Source organism: Vibrio sp. 10N.261.55.A7, assembly GCF_002877365.1.
Taxonomy (GTDB): Bacteria; Pseudomonadota; Gammaproteobacteria; order Enterobacterales; family Vibrionaceae; genus Vibrio.
Genome location: NZ_MCWZ01000268.1, coordinates 23,365 through 38,416, shown reverse-complemented (window position 1 = coordinate 38,416; position 15,052 = coordinate 23,365). Strand labels below are relative to the sequence as shown.

Annotated in this window: 14 protein-coding genes; 2 read left to right on the top strand and 12 right to left on the bottom strand. The window is 42.4% G+C overall.

The genetic code is table 11. The features are described from left to right. Nucleotides 1–138: 138 nt before the first annotated feature. Both BCU12_RS11675 and cysB read right to left on the bottom strand, forming a co-directional pair. Entirely contained in the window at nt 139–1,332 is a 1,194-nt protein-coding gene (locus BCU12_RS11675; RefSeq protein WP_102404423.1) for a methyltransferase, read from the bottom strand. A gap of 54 nt (nt 1,333–1,386) precedes the next feature. After that, on the bottom strand, nt 1,387–2,361 hold the full coding sequence (gene cysB / locus BCU12_RS11670) for an HTH-type transcriptional regulator CysB (RefSeq protein WP_102404422.1): 975 nt from the start codon (nt 2,359–2,361) through the stop codon (nt 1,387–1,389). A gap of 304 nt (nt 2,362–2,665) precedes the next feature. Between cysB and BCU12_RS11665 the strand changes: the two genes are divergently transcribed. Together BCU12_RS11665 and miaE are read left to right on the top strand one after the other, a co-directional pair. Continuing rightward, the gene (locus BCU12_RS11665) at nt 2,666–3,430 is read left to right on the top strand and encodes a DNA repair protein (RefSeq protein WP_102404421.1); all 765 of its coding nucleotides are present in this window, start codon (nt 2,666–2,668) and stop codon (nt 3,428–3,430) included. A 75-nt stretch (nt 3,431–3,505) separates the two neighbouring features. Then, nucleotides 3,506–4,264 (top strand): tRNA isopentenyl-2-thiomethyl-A-37 hydroxylase MiaE, encoded by a 759-nt coding sequence (gene miaE, locus BCU12_RS11660; protein WP_102404420.1) that lies wholly within the window; start codon nt 3,506–3,508, stop codon nt 4,262–4,264. Between the two features lie 55 nt (nt 4,265–4,319). On the opposite strand, the gene pyrF is transcribed toward miaE, so the two are convergent. From pyrF to lon, 10 genes are all read right to left on the bottom strand, one after another. Further along, nucleotides 4,320–5,015, bottom strand: coding sequence for an orotidine-5'-phosphate decarboxylase (gene pyrF, locus BCU12_RS11655; protein ID WP_102404419.1), 696 nt, complete (start codon nt 5,013–5,015; stop codon nt 4,320–4,322). Between the two features lie 112 nt (nt 5,016–5,127). Then, a complete protein-coding gene (gene lapB, locus BCU12_RS11650) occupies nt 5,128–6,297 on the bottom strand; it encodes a lipopolysaccharide assembly protein LapB (RefSeq protein ID WP_102404418.1) in 1,170 nt (389 codons plus the stop codon). A 19-nt stretch (nt 6,298–6,316) separates the two neighbouring features. Next, the gene (locus tag BCU12_RS11645; protein ID WP_102404417.1) at nt 6,317–6,592 is read right to left on the bottom strand and encodes a lipopolysaccharide assembly protein LapA domain-containing protein; all 276 of its coding nucleotides are present in this window, start codon (nt 6,590–6,592) and stop codon (nt 6,317–6,319) included. 145 nt (nt 6,593–6,737) lie between these two features. Next, nucleotides 6,738–7,019 carry an integration host factor subunit beta gene (gene ihfB, locus BCU12_RS11640; protein ID WP_102404416.1) on the bottom strand — a complete coding sequence of 94 codons (282 nt, stop codon included), beginning with the start codon at nt 7,017–7,019 and terminating at the stop codon, nt 6,738–6,740. A gap of 122 nt (nt 7,020–7,141) precedes the next feature. Further along, the gene (gene rpsA / locus BCU12_RS11635) at nt 7,142–8,812 is read right to left on the bottom strand and encodes a 30S ribosomal protein S1 (protein ID WP_102404415.1); all 1,671 of its coding nucleotides are present in this window, start codon (nt 8,810–8,812) and stop codon (nt 7,142–7,144) included. Between the two features lie 109 nt (nt 8,813–8,921). Next, nucleotides 8,922–9,602, bottom strand: coding sequence for a (d)CMP kinase (gene cmk / locus BCU12_RS11630; RefSeq protein WP_102404414.1), 681 nt, complete (start codon nt 9,600–9,602; stop codon nt 8,922–8,924). A 156-nt stretch (nt 9,603–9,758) separates the two neighbouring features. Continuing rightward, nucleotides 9,759–10,049, bottom strand: a complete 291-nt coding sequence (locus BCU12_RS11625) for a helix-hairpin-helix domain-containing protein (protein WP_102404413.1) — start codon at nt 10,047–10,049, stop codon at nt 9,759–9,761. Nucleotides 10,050–10,180: 131 nt separating this feature from the next. Next, nucleotides 10,181–12,037: a peptidylprolyl isomerase gene (gene ppiD / locus BCU12_RS11620; RefSeq protein ID WP_102404412.1), complete on the bottom strand. Its 1,857-nt coding sequence runs from the start codon at nt 12,035–12,037 to the stop codon at nt 10,181–10,183. A 172-nt stretch (nt 12,038–12,209) separates the two neighbouring features. Continuing rightward, a complete protein-coding gene (locus BCU12_RS11615) occupies nt 12,210–12,482 on the bottom strand; it encodes an HU family DNA-binding protein (RefSeq protein WP_102404411.1) in 273 nt (90 codons plus the stop codon). Nucleotides 12,483–12,678: 196 nt separating this feature from the next. Beyond that, nucleotides 12,679–15,024, bottom strand: a complete 2,346-nt coding sequence (gene lon, locus BCU12_RS11610) for an endopeptidase La (RefSeq protein WP_102404410.1) — start codon at nt 15,022–15,024, stop codon at nt 12,679–12,681. Nucleotides 15,025–15,052: the final 28 nt, after the last annotated feature.

Here is a 15,052-nt window from a genome sequence, read left to right as displayed (position 1 = left end):
ACTTAGTGAGGATTGTTGTGTTTGGTTATTATTATCATTGTGCATTTTATATACGCACTCAATATTAGTACCAGTTACTTAAAACAAAGGGAAGAAAGCGTTAACGTTACTTTAACAAAAAAGAGACATTAAGACGGATTAATTGCGATATGCATGCAGTAAGATATTTCGAGGGGTGACTTGGCGCGAACAAAATTGAGATAAAGAAACCGTATAACCATGCTGATCAAGATACAACGCTTTATCAAGAACCAACCATAACTCTAATGGGCGACGAAAGAGTTGCTGTACTAAGCTGAGTCTCTCCATGACCCAAAATCGATTCGTTCCCTTTTCTAGATAATGATCAAAATCGACATCGGATAGCTCTATGCCTTTTACGCTGGAAGCCCAATGACAGAAAAATTCAAAGCCTTTAGAAAGCTGAGATTTTTTAACACTTGGAATGGGTAGATACTCTGTCGAGATATTCTCTTCTCTTAGTAAAATATCGAAGCCTAAACGGTAGCACATCTCCAAAAATCGATGTCGCTTTACACGTTCTCCACCAGTAACGGTCTCTTGTAATGGGATCCTTAACTCACGTTTAACTAACGAAAGTTTTGACGCTTGCCCTTCCGAAGACATAGCTTGATACTTTTCGGACGATATAAGGTGATAGCAACACGGTGATATGGTCACTGCTGGCAAACTTTCCTGTGTCACTTTGTAAAGTAGACTCGAATGCAAGTCACCACATGCATGGAGAGCAACGGCATGTTGATTGCTATTCATAAATGGCATTCTTTGTGGGGCTAGCGCATCCCCTTGAATAAAGTGCATAGGCAAATTGAGTTTGTTTGCACTTTCCTGCCCTGATTCACACAGTTCAGATTGATACTCTAGACTCGTCACTTTTTGCTGAGTACGCTCTGCCAATATACGCCCTAGATAGCCTTTACCAGAACACCACTCTAACCACTCGCTTCCTTTATGTAGTGAGATAGAAGCCTCTCCCATTGAACATATTTGTTCAAGCTTTCGCCCTGGTATACCAACAGAAAGCTTCCTATCCATTTCATTAGCAATGGGTGCACTTTCAGGCAGACTAATTAAGTCCATAACATCGATAAGATCAGGGATAAACAGAGACAAGGGCTCAATGAGCAAGGTAGGGTCTGATTTAAAAGTCTCAATCTCATCTGGGGATAGACTATTGAGCCAAGAGGTCAATGCAGGATGAGTGCGTTCCCAGGGAAATTCTGACTCAAGACTGGAATGAAATGGTTCAAATCGCCAAAAAATGGAATGAGCAATTAGCGATTTATCTAAGCTTTCAAAAGTGGTATTCATAGCTCCCCCTAACGTTTGAGTAGTGTAAGGGGAAGCTTTTAAATTAGAAAGCGCTTATCGAACAGGAAGGTCGATATCTTTAAACATTTCTTCAATTTCAGCATTGGATTTAAGAGAAATCGCGCGTTCGACAACAGGGCGCGTAAGGTGAGGCGCAAACCTCTCCATGAAATCGTACATATATGTTCTCAAGAACGTGCCTCTTCGGAAGCCAATGCTGGTTGTACTAGCACCAAAAATATGGCTTGCATCGATAGCAACCAAATCATCATCCGTTGCTTTATCAATCGCCATACTGGCAATCACACCAACACCAACACCCATTCTGACATAAGTCTTAATGACATCCGCATCCGTAGCAGTAAAGACAACGCGAGGAGTTAAGCCTTCGTTGTTAAACGCGGTATCCAACTCTGAGCGCCCAGTAAAACCAAAAACATAAGTGACAAGCGAATAGCTTGCTAAGTCATGAATAGTCACGGTCTTTTTAGCGGCTAAAGGGTGATCCTTGGTTACAACAATAGATCGATTCCAGTGATAACAAGGTAACATGATCGCATCTTGATAAAGGTGAAGCGCTTCGGTAGCGATCGCAAAATTTGCGGTACCCTTTGCAATAGCTTCAGACATTTGACTTGGCGTGCCTTGGTGCATATGAAGCGAGACTTTAGGGTAACGCGACGTAAAGCCTTTGATAACACTCGGCAACGCATAACGCGCCTGTGTATGAGTCGTTGATATATTGAGTGTGCCTTTCTCAGGGTGCGTGTGCTCACCGGCTACTGCTTTGATACTCTCGACTCGAGACAGAATCTCTTGAGAAATACGAATAATATCGATACCTGCGGGCGTGACCTGAGTAAGGTGCTTACCACTTCGTTCAAAGATTTCTATACCAAGTTCATCCTCAAGTAGACGGACTTGCTTACTAATGCCTGGTTGCGATGTATAGAGACTTTCTGCAGTCGCTGACACATTTAAGTTATGGTTAACAACTTCAACAATATACTTGAGCTGTTGTAATTTCATGAATGACCTCGAAATCCTTGCCGATGGCCTAACAGGCACTAATAATTTATAATTATTAGTTATAACGCTAATGAACAAAAATTGGTAGAGAAATTGGACGCATGGACGCCATTCGTTCAACTGTCGTTCTGAAGTATGGTAAGTTTTGCAAGCTAACCCTCATATTACTGTGCTAAATCTACTTTTTGGTTAATAATCAAGTGACAAACAGTAATAATATATGTGTCGATATATTGATGCCGAAACCGAATGGAATCATGTATCCTGAAATGCTAGCCGACCAAAACACAAAGATTTGGAATTTATGAATATTGGATTAATTATTGCTCTAGTCGCTATCTTGTTAGTGTTGGTACTTGGTTACAACATCATGCTGCAATACAAAGTAAAGGTAGAGACAGCGAAAAAACAAGAGTCTTCACGCTACATCGCCATTATTGATGCTACGGAAGATCTTATTGGCAATGCGCATCACATGCCTTTCAGTAAAGAGTTGCTTGTCTGCCTAAACAATCGAATCCTCGATGCCCTGAGTAACATGTTTGAGCTAGACCCAAAGAATAAGCAACTGGCTCAAAGAATTGAAAACATGAAGCAACAGATCGCTCAACTTAGAGATAACTACCAAGGCGGAGATAGCACTAGCTTTAAAGTACCCAATAGCGATAAGCAAGCTATCGTAATGCTTAAGCTCGTTAAGAGACTTCGTGACACCATTCGCAGCGAACACAATAAAGGGCGCTTTGAAACCCAGGCTTATGTCGCTGAAAATGCTCGACTAGAGTCTATCCAGATCCGCATTAATATAGAAAATGTCATCAAGCGAGCCAATGACGCTATTGTACGTGGTCAACCAGGAACGGCTATACAGTTACTTAAAAAAGGTATCGATGCGCTCAGTTCCAAAAATGATGCGTATTCAAACCAAGCTCGCGAAAAGCTACAAACCATGTTCGATGAACTTGAGCTGAAACGCCAAAACAAAAGTGCAGAAGATCTGCAACATATCGAAGAGAAAGAGAAAGAAGACGATATGGATGCACTCTTTGGCGAAAAGAAAAAGTGGTAATACCCTCATAACACGAAGGCCGCTCTTAAGCGGCCTTTTTTTATTTTAGTGATACAGATATTTAACAAGACACTTATGAATACCCAGAACCTTCTTACACCAATACTTGATTTTTTACACTGCCCAACCCCTTCAGAATGGATAGAACAGGCCAAGCGCCCCGAAAACTTGAGTAATATCCTCATTGACCATTTATTGTGTGAGTTAAAGGCAGGCCAGTCAGCTATGTACCTTCTGAGAAAGTACGCTGTGGATAAAGATAGTGCGGATCTCCTTTTAGAATGGTTTAAGCCGTTTGAAGCATTTGCTTATAAGAAGCAAGGAACAATTGAAACTCTAAAAGGAAAAAGTCAGATTAGCAAAAATCTCACGCCAAGAGATGACTCTGAATATAATCAAGATCTTATCGATAAGATGGTATTACTTATTAAGGAAGAGCTTCATCACTTTTATCAAGTCCTAGAAATCATGACAGACAGAGGAATAGAGTATAAGCCGATTCCTGCAAGCCGCTACGCTAAGGGTATGCTAAGTAAGGCGGCAACTCACGAACCTCAAACCCTCGTCGATAAATTAATTATAGGTGCGTACATTGAAGCGCGTTCCTGCGAGCGTTTTGCTCTGCTTGCTCCTCACCTTGATAGTAAAATGGAGAGTTTTTATGTCTCGCTTCTTCGTTCAGAAGCAAGGCATTACAAAGATTATTTAACTCTGGCTCGAAATATTGCTGGCGAAGACATCACAAAACGAATTTCGTATTTTGGCGGAATAGAAGCAGATCTTATCCTTACAAAAGATACCGATTTCAAGTTCCACAGCGGCACTCCTGCATAGAATAGAAAAAGGTCAGCAGTATTGCTGACCTTTTGAAACCGTATTGAGGCTAATCTTAAGCGAGAGAGTTATTAATTTCAGCCAATACTAACGTAGGGTCAGCAGCTTGTGTGATAGGGCGACCAATCACCAAGTAATCTGATCCTGCTTGTATAGCGTCTACTGGTGTCATAATGCGTTTTTGGTCACCAACAGAAGCGCCGACAGGTCGGATCCCTGGAGTAACAAGCTTGAATTCCTGACCGAGATCCCCTTTCAGCATCGAAGCCTCTTGTGCAGAGCATACCACACCATCCAAGCCTGCATTTTTTGTCAATGACGCTAAACGAATGACTTGCTTTTGGGGCTCTAAGTCAAGACCAATTCCAGCTAGATCGCTCTGCTCCATACTGGTTAAAACCGTAACACCGATGAGTAATGGTCTGTCTTTACCATAGGGTTCCAAGATTTCGCGAGAGGCAGTCATCATACGCTCCCCTCCGCTAGCGTGGACATTTACCATCCACACACCAAGCTCAGCCGCAGCCCTAACTGCCTTTGAGCATGTATTGGGAATATCATGAAACTTTAGGTCTAGAAATACTGAAAACCCGCGCTTATGAAGCTCTTTCACAAAATCCGGTCCGAACAAAGTGAACATCTCCTTACCCACTTTAAGACGACAAGAGCTAGGGTCGATTCTATCGACAAATGCCAAAGCATCTACTTGCTTGTCATAATCTAGTGCAACGATCACTTTCTGGTCGGTCATGTTTTTTCCTCAGTATTGATAGATTAACTAAATAACAAATCACAGTCTTTAGATTCAAATAGCCTCGCTAATTTGCGAGGCTATTGTATCTATTTTTTTATCTAAAACTAGCTTATTCGCCGTCTAGCCCTCTAATAGGCTTAATCACACCCCACCCCTTACAGGATGGACAATGCCAATGCATAGAATGTGTGGAAAAACCGCACTTACGGCAACGGTAATGAGGCTTGAGTTTCAGTTGTTCACCCACTAACTTTTGCAGGGTACTCAAGCTCTCCTTAGCACTCCCTTCTTCAGCATTCGCTAAATGGTAGTCCATCAATCGATAAAAACCCTTCATCGTTGGGTTCTTTACCAACTGGCGTGTAAGTAATTCTTGAGCTGATGCCGTACCTTCGTGTTTAGCCACTAATTGTGCGAGCATCAATTCAGCTGATACACCCGCTTTCTGGGAAATACATCGCCTTAGGAACTCAACCAAACCATGTTCATTACCAAGGTGATAGTAGCAATCCGCTAAGATTGGCAACACCTCTCCAATAAAATCACTGTCTTGTTCAAGGACATTTTCTAGGTGCTCAACTGTTAACTGGTAATCTTCAGATTCTAAATACTGTTTACCAAGGAGAATACTTGCCCGAACACAATTAGCATCTTCGCTCAATGCCCTTTGATAGTATTGAATTGACTTGCTCACATTCCCGTCTTGCTTTTCCTGAATCGCAAGTTCACACCAATAGTGCGCAATAGTTGAGCTAATTCTAGGTTTGCCGAGTTTCACCAAAAGACCAGCTAAATGAATCGCTTTCGCCCATTCTCTCGTCTGTTGGTAAATAGAAACAAGTTGCTGTAGTGCAGCTTCTCGATGGTCAGGCTCTTCAATCAGTTGTTCAAATATCTTTTCCGCTCGATCCAAGAAACCAGATACCATGTAGTCTTTCGCAAGCTGCTGAAGCGCTATATTTTTTTGATCTATCGTCAATCCAGAACGAGATATTAAGTTCTGATGAATGCGAATTGCACGATCAACCTCACCTCTGGAACGGAAGAGGTTTCCTAAGGCTAAATGGGTATCTATCGTGTTGTCATCAACTTGGAGTAGTTCGATGAAGTGATCAACCGCTTTGTCCGATTGATCAGAAAGAAGTAGGTTAAGACCTGTAACGTATTGACGAGATATTTGGTTTGACTGTTTCTGCTTGTCTTGCTGCGCACTGCGATTACCCATATACCACCCGTAGGCAGCTGCAATTGGTAATAACAAGAAAAGTATCTCTAACATCTAAAGGAGTCTACCGTGTCTAGGCTTTTGGCTGAACTGGGACTGTATCAACCGTCACTTTCTTCAGTTTCTTCGTCAGTTTTCTAACTTGAAGTTGTGACTTAAAATGAAGGCTGCCAAAAATTATCCAAGCTAAAGCAAAACCCGCTACAAAAACGCCACCTAACAATGTAGATAAGTGAAAGTCGCCTTGTGCCAACAAATAATTAAAGGTCACTACCGCTTGGTTTTGAGATCCTAAAGCTAAAGCAATAAGAAAGAGTGCAAGAACTACAACGATTTTTAGAATTTTCATAATCTGTTACCCTCAATATTTATAGCAGGTACGATTATGCAGGAAAACAACCTTACAAACCATGTCTATTCTTCATATTATTTTGTAAAAAAAAAACGGCGAACATCAGTGTTAGCCGTTTCTTAACAAACATCTAATTTGCTGATTAAGATATGTTAACTCGCTCGCGTAGCTCTTTACCAGGCTTGAAGTGAGGAACATATTTACCTTCTAACTCCACTTTATCGCCAGTTTTAGGGTTACGACCTACACGTGGCTCACGGAAGTGCAACGAAAAGCTACCAAAGCCACGGATCTCAATTCGATCTCCGTTCTCAAGAGTCGTAGCCATATGCTCTAATATATCTTTAACAGCATCTTCTATTTCTTTCGCAGACAAGTGTGTTTGCTCAGAACAGAGTCTTTCAATCAATTCAGACTTAGTCATAGTTTTCCTCGTTCACTTTTCTTTTTAGAAATTATAGACCTATCGAGAAATTTAGCAAAAAAAAAAGGAGCCTTTAGGCTCCTTTCTTATCTAATAGCTAATATTCTCTTAACGAGATGCTATTATTCGCCTTTCGCAGCTTTGAATGCGTCAGCCATAGCATTACCAAACCCGCCGTCTTCAGACTTGTTCAGTGAAGCCATTGCTTCTTGCTCTTCAGCTTCATCTTTAGCTTTGATAGATAGGTTGATTACGCGGTTCTTACGGTCTACACCAGTGAACTTAGTTTCAACGCTGTCACCAACGCTTAGGATTAGAGAAGCATCTTCGATACGGTCACGTGAAACTTCAGAAGCGCGGATGTAACCTTCTACGCCATCTACAAGCTCAACAGTAGCGCCTTTAGCGTCAACTGCAGTAACTGTACCAGTTACTAGAGTACCTTTCTTAGTATCAGCAACGTATGCATTGAACGGGTCGTTTTCCATTTGCTTAACGCCAAGAGAAATACGCTCACGCTCTGCGTCTACTGCTAGAACTACAGCAGAGATTTCGTCGCCTTTCTTGTATTCGCGAACAGCGTCTTCGCCAGTTGCGTTCCAAGAAATATCAGATAGGTGAACTAGACCATCGATGCCGCCGTCAAGACCGATGAAGATACCGAAGTCTGTAATAGACTTGATCTTACCAGTAACTTTATCGCCTTTAGCTTGCGCTTCAGCGAATGACTGCCATGGGTTAGCTTTACACTGTTTCAGACCTAGAGAGATACGACGACGTTCTTCGTCAATCTCAAGAACCATAACCTCAACTTCGTCGCCTACATTAACAACTTTAGAAGGGTGGATGTTCTTGTTAGTCCAATCCATTTCAGAAACGTGTACTAGACCTTCAACGCCTTCTTCGATTTCAACGAAGCAGCCGTAGTCAGTTAGGTTAGTAACACGACCAGAAAGCTTGTGACCTTCTGGGTAACGCTTAGCGATTGCTACCCATGGATCTTCGCCAAGTTGCTTAAGACCTAGTGACACACGAGTGCGCTCACGGTCAAACTTAAGAACTTTAACTTGGATCTCGTCACCTACGTTAACGATCTCTGATGGGTGCTTAACACGTTTCCACGCCATATCTGTGATATGTAGTAGACCGTCAACACCGCCAAGATCAACGAATGCACCGTAGTCAGTAAGGTTCTTAACGATACCTTTAACTTCGCTGCCTTCTTGTAGAGTTTCAAGAAGCTCATCACGCTCAACACTGTTCTCAGATTCGATAACAGCACGGCGAGAAACAACAACGTTGTTGCGCTTCTGGTCAAGTTTAATAACTTTGAACTCTAGCTCTTTGTGTTCTAGGTGAGCAGTGTCACGGATAGGACGTACGTCTACAAGAGAGCCAGGAAGGAAAGCACGGATACCGTTTAGTTCAACAGTGAAACCGCCTTTAACTTTACCGTTGATGATACCAACAACAGTTTCAGCTTCTTCGTAAGCTTTCTCAAGAACGATCCAAGCTTCGTGACGCTTAGCTTTCTCGCGAGAAAGTTGAGTCTCACCGAAACCATCTTCAACAGCGTCTAGAGCAACGTCTACTTCAGCACCTACTTCAACTTCAAGTTCGCCAGCAGCGTTCTTGAACTGTTCAGCAGGGATAGCAGATTCAGACTTAAGGCCAGCGTCAACAAGAACGAAACCGTTCTCGATAGCTACTACAGTACCTTTAACGATGCTGCCTTGTTGGAATTCAGTTTCGTTTAGAAACTCTTCAAAGAGTTGAGCAAAAGATTCAGTCATTATTTAATCTTCAATTAATTAAACGTCCATGGGTATCCTACCGCATGGGGTTGATAAATTCGCCAGTCATCATCCTTGCGACCAACGTTCTCAGTTGACAGAGTATAGACTACTCTGCCAATTTAGATTCTATAAACTTCATTGCTGACTCTACAACTTCATCGATATTCATTGAAGTAGAATCAAGCAAGAGCGCATCATCTGCGGGACGTAACGGAGCAACAGCACGGTTGCGGTCACGATCATCTCGCTCTTGGATCTCGCTCAAAAGGTCGCCAAATTTAACATCTAAACCTTTATCTTGCAACTGTTTAAGGCGTCTATTCGCTCTCTCTTGGGCACTAGCATCGAGGAATATTTTTGCTGTCGCTTGTGGAAAAACCACAGTGCCCATATCTCTACCATCAGCAACTAGACCATGACCTTCAGCGAAAGCACGCTGCCTTCGTAATAGCGCTTCTCGTACTCTTGGTAGTGCAGCGACTTTAGAGGCAGCCATCCCCGTCTCTTCTTTACGAAGTTCATGGGAAACGTCCTCACCTTCAAGAATAACCTTAACGAGATCTCCTTCCGCTATAAATTGCACATCTAAGTGTGTGGCAAGCGGTACAAGAACATCTTCTGATTCAGTATCTAAACCATGATGAATAGCGGCTAATGCAAGCACTCGATAGATAGCACCGGAATCCAACAACTGAAAACCTAATTTTTCCGCCAATAACATACATAGGGTGCCTTTTCCGGCTCCACTAGGTCCATCTACCGTTATGACTGCTGTATCAAGGGGCATGCTTAACTCCACGTTAGTATTCGCGCCAAATTATTCCATTGGCATTATCGCGGCAAATTATAAAGCTATTGGAAGGGCTTCGCTAGTTAGATTAGGTGTTTCTAACAAAGAAAGAGAAAAGAGGTCACGCTTACCTAATATAGGTAAGCGTAGAATTTATAATAATAGTCTTGTTCGATTTTTTTCTAAGATAGAGTTCCCTATTCCTTTTACATTTACCAATTCATCCAACTCTTTGAATTGACCAAACTCTTCACGATAATCAACGATTGCCTGAGCTTTTTTTAGCCCGACTCCTGTCAAAAGTACGGCTAACTCCTCAGCTGTCGCCTGGTTAATATTAACGGTAATTTCTATACCTTCATATTTTTCAGAGCTAGATGCGAGAGCTTGAGTGATAGGACATAGCACGAGAAGTAGAGCTAAACAAATTGATTTAATGAACATAGTAGTCTCCTTTTGTTGTCAGTGAGTTCACCCTACTGATTGAAAGCTACTCATGTCTTCTTATCCTCCAAAAAACAAAACGAGCCGCTAATGCGGCCCGTTTTAACTAGATTATCAATTACATCATATATCTATTGCGAAACTATGTAGTAATCAATATCCGTATTCGCTCTAAGAATACTCAATATCCCAGAAAGATCTTGTTGAGTATTCAGTTGAGTAAGCTGAGCGTCAACCTGTGATACATACTGAGAATCAATTTCGGCATAAACTTTATCTAACGCCACTATCACTATGTTGCCTTCAAAGTCCTTTGCTTGACCATACACGGATTCACCAGTACTTGGCTTAGCCATAGCAAACACGGTATCAGCTAAAGGATTACGACGGTCAATCGTTTCAGGGGCACTAAACTGTAAGTTATTGCTTTCTAGAACAGTGTCATTACCGCTGTTCAAGCCTTCTAATACTGTGTCGGCTAACTCTAGAGTTAACTGCTCACCTTTAACTTGTTTCAGAGCTGTTGTTACCTCTTCTGCTACTTCTTCAAGAGGTAATACGGTCTCATCACGAATATCATCAACGCGCACAACAATAATATGTTCAGGGGCGACTTCAATTGCCTCAGAGTTCAAACCATCTTCTGCCACTTCAGGGCTAAGGATTGCTTGCATTACTGCTGCTGATTTCAAAATCTCAGGAGCATCTTGAGCAGAAATAAAGTCTGTCACTTGAATTGGCTGACCTACCGCTTCCGCTGCATCGTCTAAAGAGTCTGGATATTCAAATGCAACTCGCTCGAGTTCATTCTGAAGTTCATAAAACTCATCAACCGCTTTTTGTTCAGCAAGTTCTGTTGCTATCTCAGTTTTCACTTCATCGAATGGCTGAGCCACAGAGTCTCTAAGGTCATCAAGCTTGATGATGTGGTAACCAAAGTTTGATTGAACAACACCAGAAAGGTCGCCAATGTTAACTAAACCAAAAGCAGCCTCTTCAAATTGCGGGTCCATAACATCGCGCTCTATCCAACCTAAAGAGCCACCTTCTTCAGCACTACCAAAGTCTTGTGATTGCTCTTCAGCGAGTTTCGCAAAATCAGCACCAGCCTGAAGCTCAGCCAACAAAGCGTCAGCTGTTACTTTGTCGCCCTGGACAAGGATATGGCTCACTTTACGTTGCTCATCTGTCGAGTACTTATCTAGGTTTTCTTGATAATACTGATTTATATCCTGTTCAGAGATTTGAATTGAGTCTTTAAGCTGCTCCGCAGACAGTTCAATATAACCAACCTTAACTTGTTCAGGTCGAGTGTAACGAACCGAGTTTTCCTGATAGAAAGTTTCTATCTCAGCGTCTGTTAGCTCGATACCTTCCGCCATTTCAGCGACAGGCAGTGTTACTGTACGTACTTCACGACTTTGCATGACAAGTTCACTTTGCGCTTGAACTTCGCCTTCCAATGAGAAGTCACTGCTTTGAAGAGCGTTTAGAAGTTGATTACGAATCAGATCACGACGAAGGTAAGCTACAAAACCTTCCGCAGAGAATCCCGCACGACGAAGCGATGACTGGTAAATTTCTTGGTCGAATTTGCCTTCATTTTGAAACTGTGGCATTTCCAAGATCATGGTTCTGATTTGTGCATCACTCACACGAAGCCCTAGTGATTCAGCATGCTGCTCCAATAGTAGATCGTTAACCATTCTATCTAGAACAGATTTACGGAACGACTCTACATAAGCAGGGTCAGCGAGCATACTTGAAAAGTATTCACCTAGCTGCGCCTGCATTCTATTACGTTCATTTTGGTAAGCTTGTTCAAAGTCACCACGAGTAATTTCAGCATTACCAACTGTCGCCGCTGAATTTGCGTTCCCACCTACGATATAACTACCGACACCAGCGAAAACAAAAGAAAGGATAATTAGCCCAAGGACTATTTTAACAAAAGGGCCATTCACGCCTTCGCGAAACCGTTCCATCATAATTTAATTGCTCTCTGAAGACGAAGTACCGAACTTCGACATGAAAAATTATTTGCGTGATGATACCAGAAAAAGAAATGCGCATCAGTAGGATGCGCATAAATATCGTGGTCTATAAATACAATCTTTGAATTTACAGAAGTTGGCTCGAAAAAAGCCTTAATTGCAAATCTTAGTTACAAGCATCTTTAAGTGCTTTACCCGCTTTAAATGCTGGTACTTTTGCTTCTGCAATTTGAATCTCTTCACCTGTCTTAGGGTTACGGCCTGTGCGTGCAGCACGTGTGCGAACACTGAATGTACCAAAACCGACTAAAGCAACCTGATCGCCAGATTGTAGCGTACCGCCTACTGCTTCGATAAATGCATCTAGTGCACGACCTGCTGATGCTTTAGATAGGTCTGCGTTTTCTGCAATCTGTTCTACTAGTTGTGTCTTATTCACTGTGATTCCCCTTTGTGTTACCTGTTATTATTGTATAGGTAACTTTCGTTCCATTTACGTTTTTGAATATAGCTTAGGCCTTGATATATCTAGCTTAAGCCTTAGTTGATAACGTTAGCGTCCAAAAAAAACGCTGACAAGCCTTTTTAGGCTAATCAGCGTAATCTTTTACTTATTTTTGCTACACATCACTATTTTAAGCGCTGATTTCGACTCCTGAAGGGTCACGCTCTAGTGCAACTTTCAATACATCATCGATCCACTGCACTGGAATCACCTTCAGATCGGCAATCACATTATCTGGAATTTCTTCCAAATCACGTTCATTATCTTTAGGAATCAGCACCGTAGTTATGCCACCTCGATGCGCTGCTAACAGCTTCTCTTTCAGGCCACCAATAGGTAAAACTTCACCACGAAGCGTGATTTCACCCGTCATTGCGACTTCGGCTTTAACCGGGTTGCCCGTTAGACTAGAGACGAGTGCCGTGCACATTGCAATACCTGCACTTGGTCCATCTTTTGGCGTCGCACCTTCTGGCACGTGTACATGAATATCACGCTTCTCATAGAAGTCATTGTTGATACCCAGTTTCTCTGCACGTGAGCGAACAACCGTCATCGCTGCTTGAATAGACTCTTGCATTACATCCCCAAGAGAACCCGTCTGTGTCAGTTTACCTTTACCTGGCATAGACTCTGTTTCAATCGTGAGTAAGTCACCACCAACCTGAGTCCAAGCTAGCCCGGTCACCTGACCAACGCGATTACTTTCGTCTGCTTTACCGAAATCATGACGTTGGACACCCAAGTACTCTTTAAGGTTATCCATTGAAACAACGACTGACTTAAGATCTTTATCAAGCAAGATATTCTTCACTGCTTTACGGCAAATCTTAGATATTTCACGCTCAAGGCTACGAACACCGGCTTCACGAGTATAGTAACGAATGATTCCGATGATTGCAGAGTCTTCAATTGTGATTTCATTTGCTTTCAGTCCATTGCGTTGTACTTGTTTATCAAGTAGGTGACTCTTAGCAATATTGAGTTTTTCGTCTTCGGTATAGCCAGACAAACGAATCACTTCCATACGGTCAAGTAGTGGCCCTGGAATATCCATCGAATTAGACGTTGCAACGAACATGACATCGGACAGATCGTAGTCAACTTCCAAATAGTGGTCGTTGAACGCGTTATTCTGTTCTGGATCGAGTACTTCCAGTAGCGCAGATGACGGGTCTCCACGCATGTCTGATGACATTTTGTCAATTTCATCAAGCAAGAACAGTGGGTTCTTAACCCCTACTTTCGACATTTTCTGGATTAACTTGCCCGGCAATGAACCAATGTAAGTACGACGATGCCCACGAATCTCGGCTTCATCACGGACACCACCTAACGCCATGCGTGTATATTTGCGCCCTGTAGCCGCTGCAATTGAACGTCCTAACGAGGTTTTACCAACGCCTGGAGGCCCCACTAAACAAAGAATTGGGCCTTTGAGTTTATTGATTCGGTTTTGAACGGCGAGGTACTCTAAAATGCGTTCTTTCACGCGCTCTAGACCGTAGTGATCCTCATTCAGTGTCTCTTCAGCTTTAGCGAGGTTTTTCTTAACCTTCGAGCGTTTGGCCCAAGGAACACCAACCATCCAATCAATGTAGCTACGAACAACCGTTGCTTCTGCAGACATTGGAGACATCATCTTAAGCTTTTGAAGTTCTTGCTCCGTTTTCTCTTTAGCCTCTTGAGGCATTTTTGAGTCTTCAATTTTCTGTTTTAGAACTTCAAACTCATCAACACCATCTTCAGTCTCGCCGAGTTCTTTTTGAATAGCCTTCATTTGCTCATTCAAGTAGTACTCACGTTGAGATTTTTCCATCTGCTTCTTCACACGCCCGCGAATGCGCTTTTCAACCTGAAGAATGTCGATTTCTGATTCCATTTGTCCCATCAAGAATTCAAGGCGCTGAATGACATCCAGAATTTCTAGAACTTGCTGCTTCTCTTCGAGCTTAAGAGGCATGTGAGCCGCGATGGTATCCGCTAATCTCGCCGCTTCTTCGATTCCATTAAGAGAGGTAAGAACCTCAGGTGGAATTTTTTTGTTGAGTTTGATAAAGCCTTCAAATTGATTGATCGCGCTTCGAACAACGACTTCCTGCTCTTTTTCATCAAGATCTGGCGTTGGCAAAAACTGTGCTTCTGCTAAAAAGAAATCGTTTTCTTTAAACTCTGTAATCTCTGCACGCTGCTGACCTTCAACAAGAACTTTCACAGTGCCGTCAGGAAGTTTCAATAGCTGCAAAATGGTAGCAACTGTACCAACGGTGAACAGGTCTTCTTGCTCTGGCTCGTCTGTATCTGCTTGCTTTTGGGCAACCAGCAATACTTGTTTGTTGTTGTCCATTGCTGATTCTAAGCAAGTAATGGACTTCTCTCGACCAACAAATAAAGGGATAACCATATGAGGATAAACCACTACATCACGTAGAGGCAGGACGGGGATCTCGATACGCTCGGAACGTTCCAAGTTCATATTATTCTCTCTTCCGCTTTCATATTTA

Excerpts from the sequence above, each read along its gene's own strand:
- cysB (WP_102404422.1), bottom strand. The coding sequence starts at position 2,361 with ATGAAATTACAACAGCTCAAGTATATTGTTGAAGTTGTTAACCATAAC.
- lapB (WP_102404418.1), bottom strand. The coding sequence starts at position 6,297 with ATGTTAGAGATACTTTTCTTGTTATTACCAATTGCAGCTGCCTACGGG.
- BCU12_RS11625 (WP_102404413.1), bottom strand. The coding sequence starts at position 10,049 with ATGTTCATTAAATCAATTTGTTTAGCTCTACTTCTCGTGCTATGTCCT.
- miaE (WP_102404420.1), top strand. The coding sequence starts at position 3,506 with ATGAATACCCAGAACCTTCTTACACCAATACTTGATTTTTTACACTGC.
- BCU12_RS11645 (WP_102404417.1), bottom strand. The coding sequence starts at position 6,592 with ATGAAAATTCTAAAAATCGTTGTAGTTCTTGCACTCTTTCTTATTGCT.
- ihfB (WP_102404416.1), bottom strand. The coding sequence starts at position 7,019 with ATGACTAAGTCTGAATTGATTGAAAGACTCTGTTCTGAGCAAACACAC.
- BCU12_RS11665 (WP_102404421.1), top strand. The coding sequence starts at position 2,666 with ATGAATATTGGATTAATTATTGCTCTAGTCGCTATCTTGTTAGTGTTG.
- rpsA (WP_102404415.1), bottom strand. The coding sequence starts at position 8,812 with ATGACTGAATCTTTTGCTCAACTCTTTGAAGAGTTTCTAAACGAAACT.
- pyrF (WP_102404419.1), bottom strand. The coding sequence starts at position 5,015 with ATGACCGACCAGAAAGTGATCGTTGCACTAGATTATGACAAGCAAGTA.
- cmk (WP_102404414.1), bottom strand. The coding sequence starts at position 9,602 with ATGCCCCTTGATACAGCAGTCATAACGGTAGATGGACCTAGTGGAGCC.
- ppiD (WP_102404412.1), bottom strand. The coding sequence starts at position 12,037 with ATGATGGAACGGTTTCGCGAAGGCGTGAATGGCCCTTTTGTTAAAATA.
- BCU12_RS11675 (WP_102404423.1), bottom strand. The coding sequence starts at position 1,332 with ATGAATACCACTTTTGAAAGCTTAGATAAATCGCTAATTGCTCATTCC.
- lon (WP_102404410.1), bottom strand. The coding sequence starts at position 15,024 with ATGAACTTGGAACGTTCCGAGCGTATCGAGATCCCCGTCCTGCCTCTA.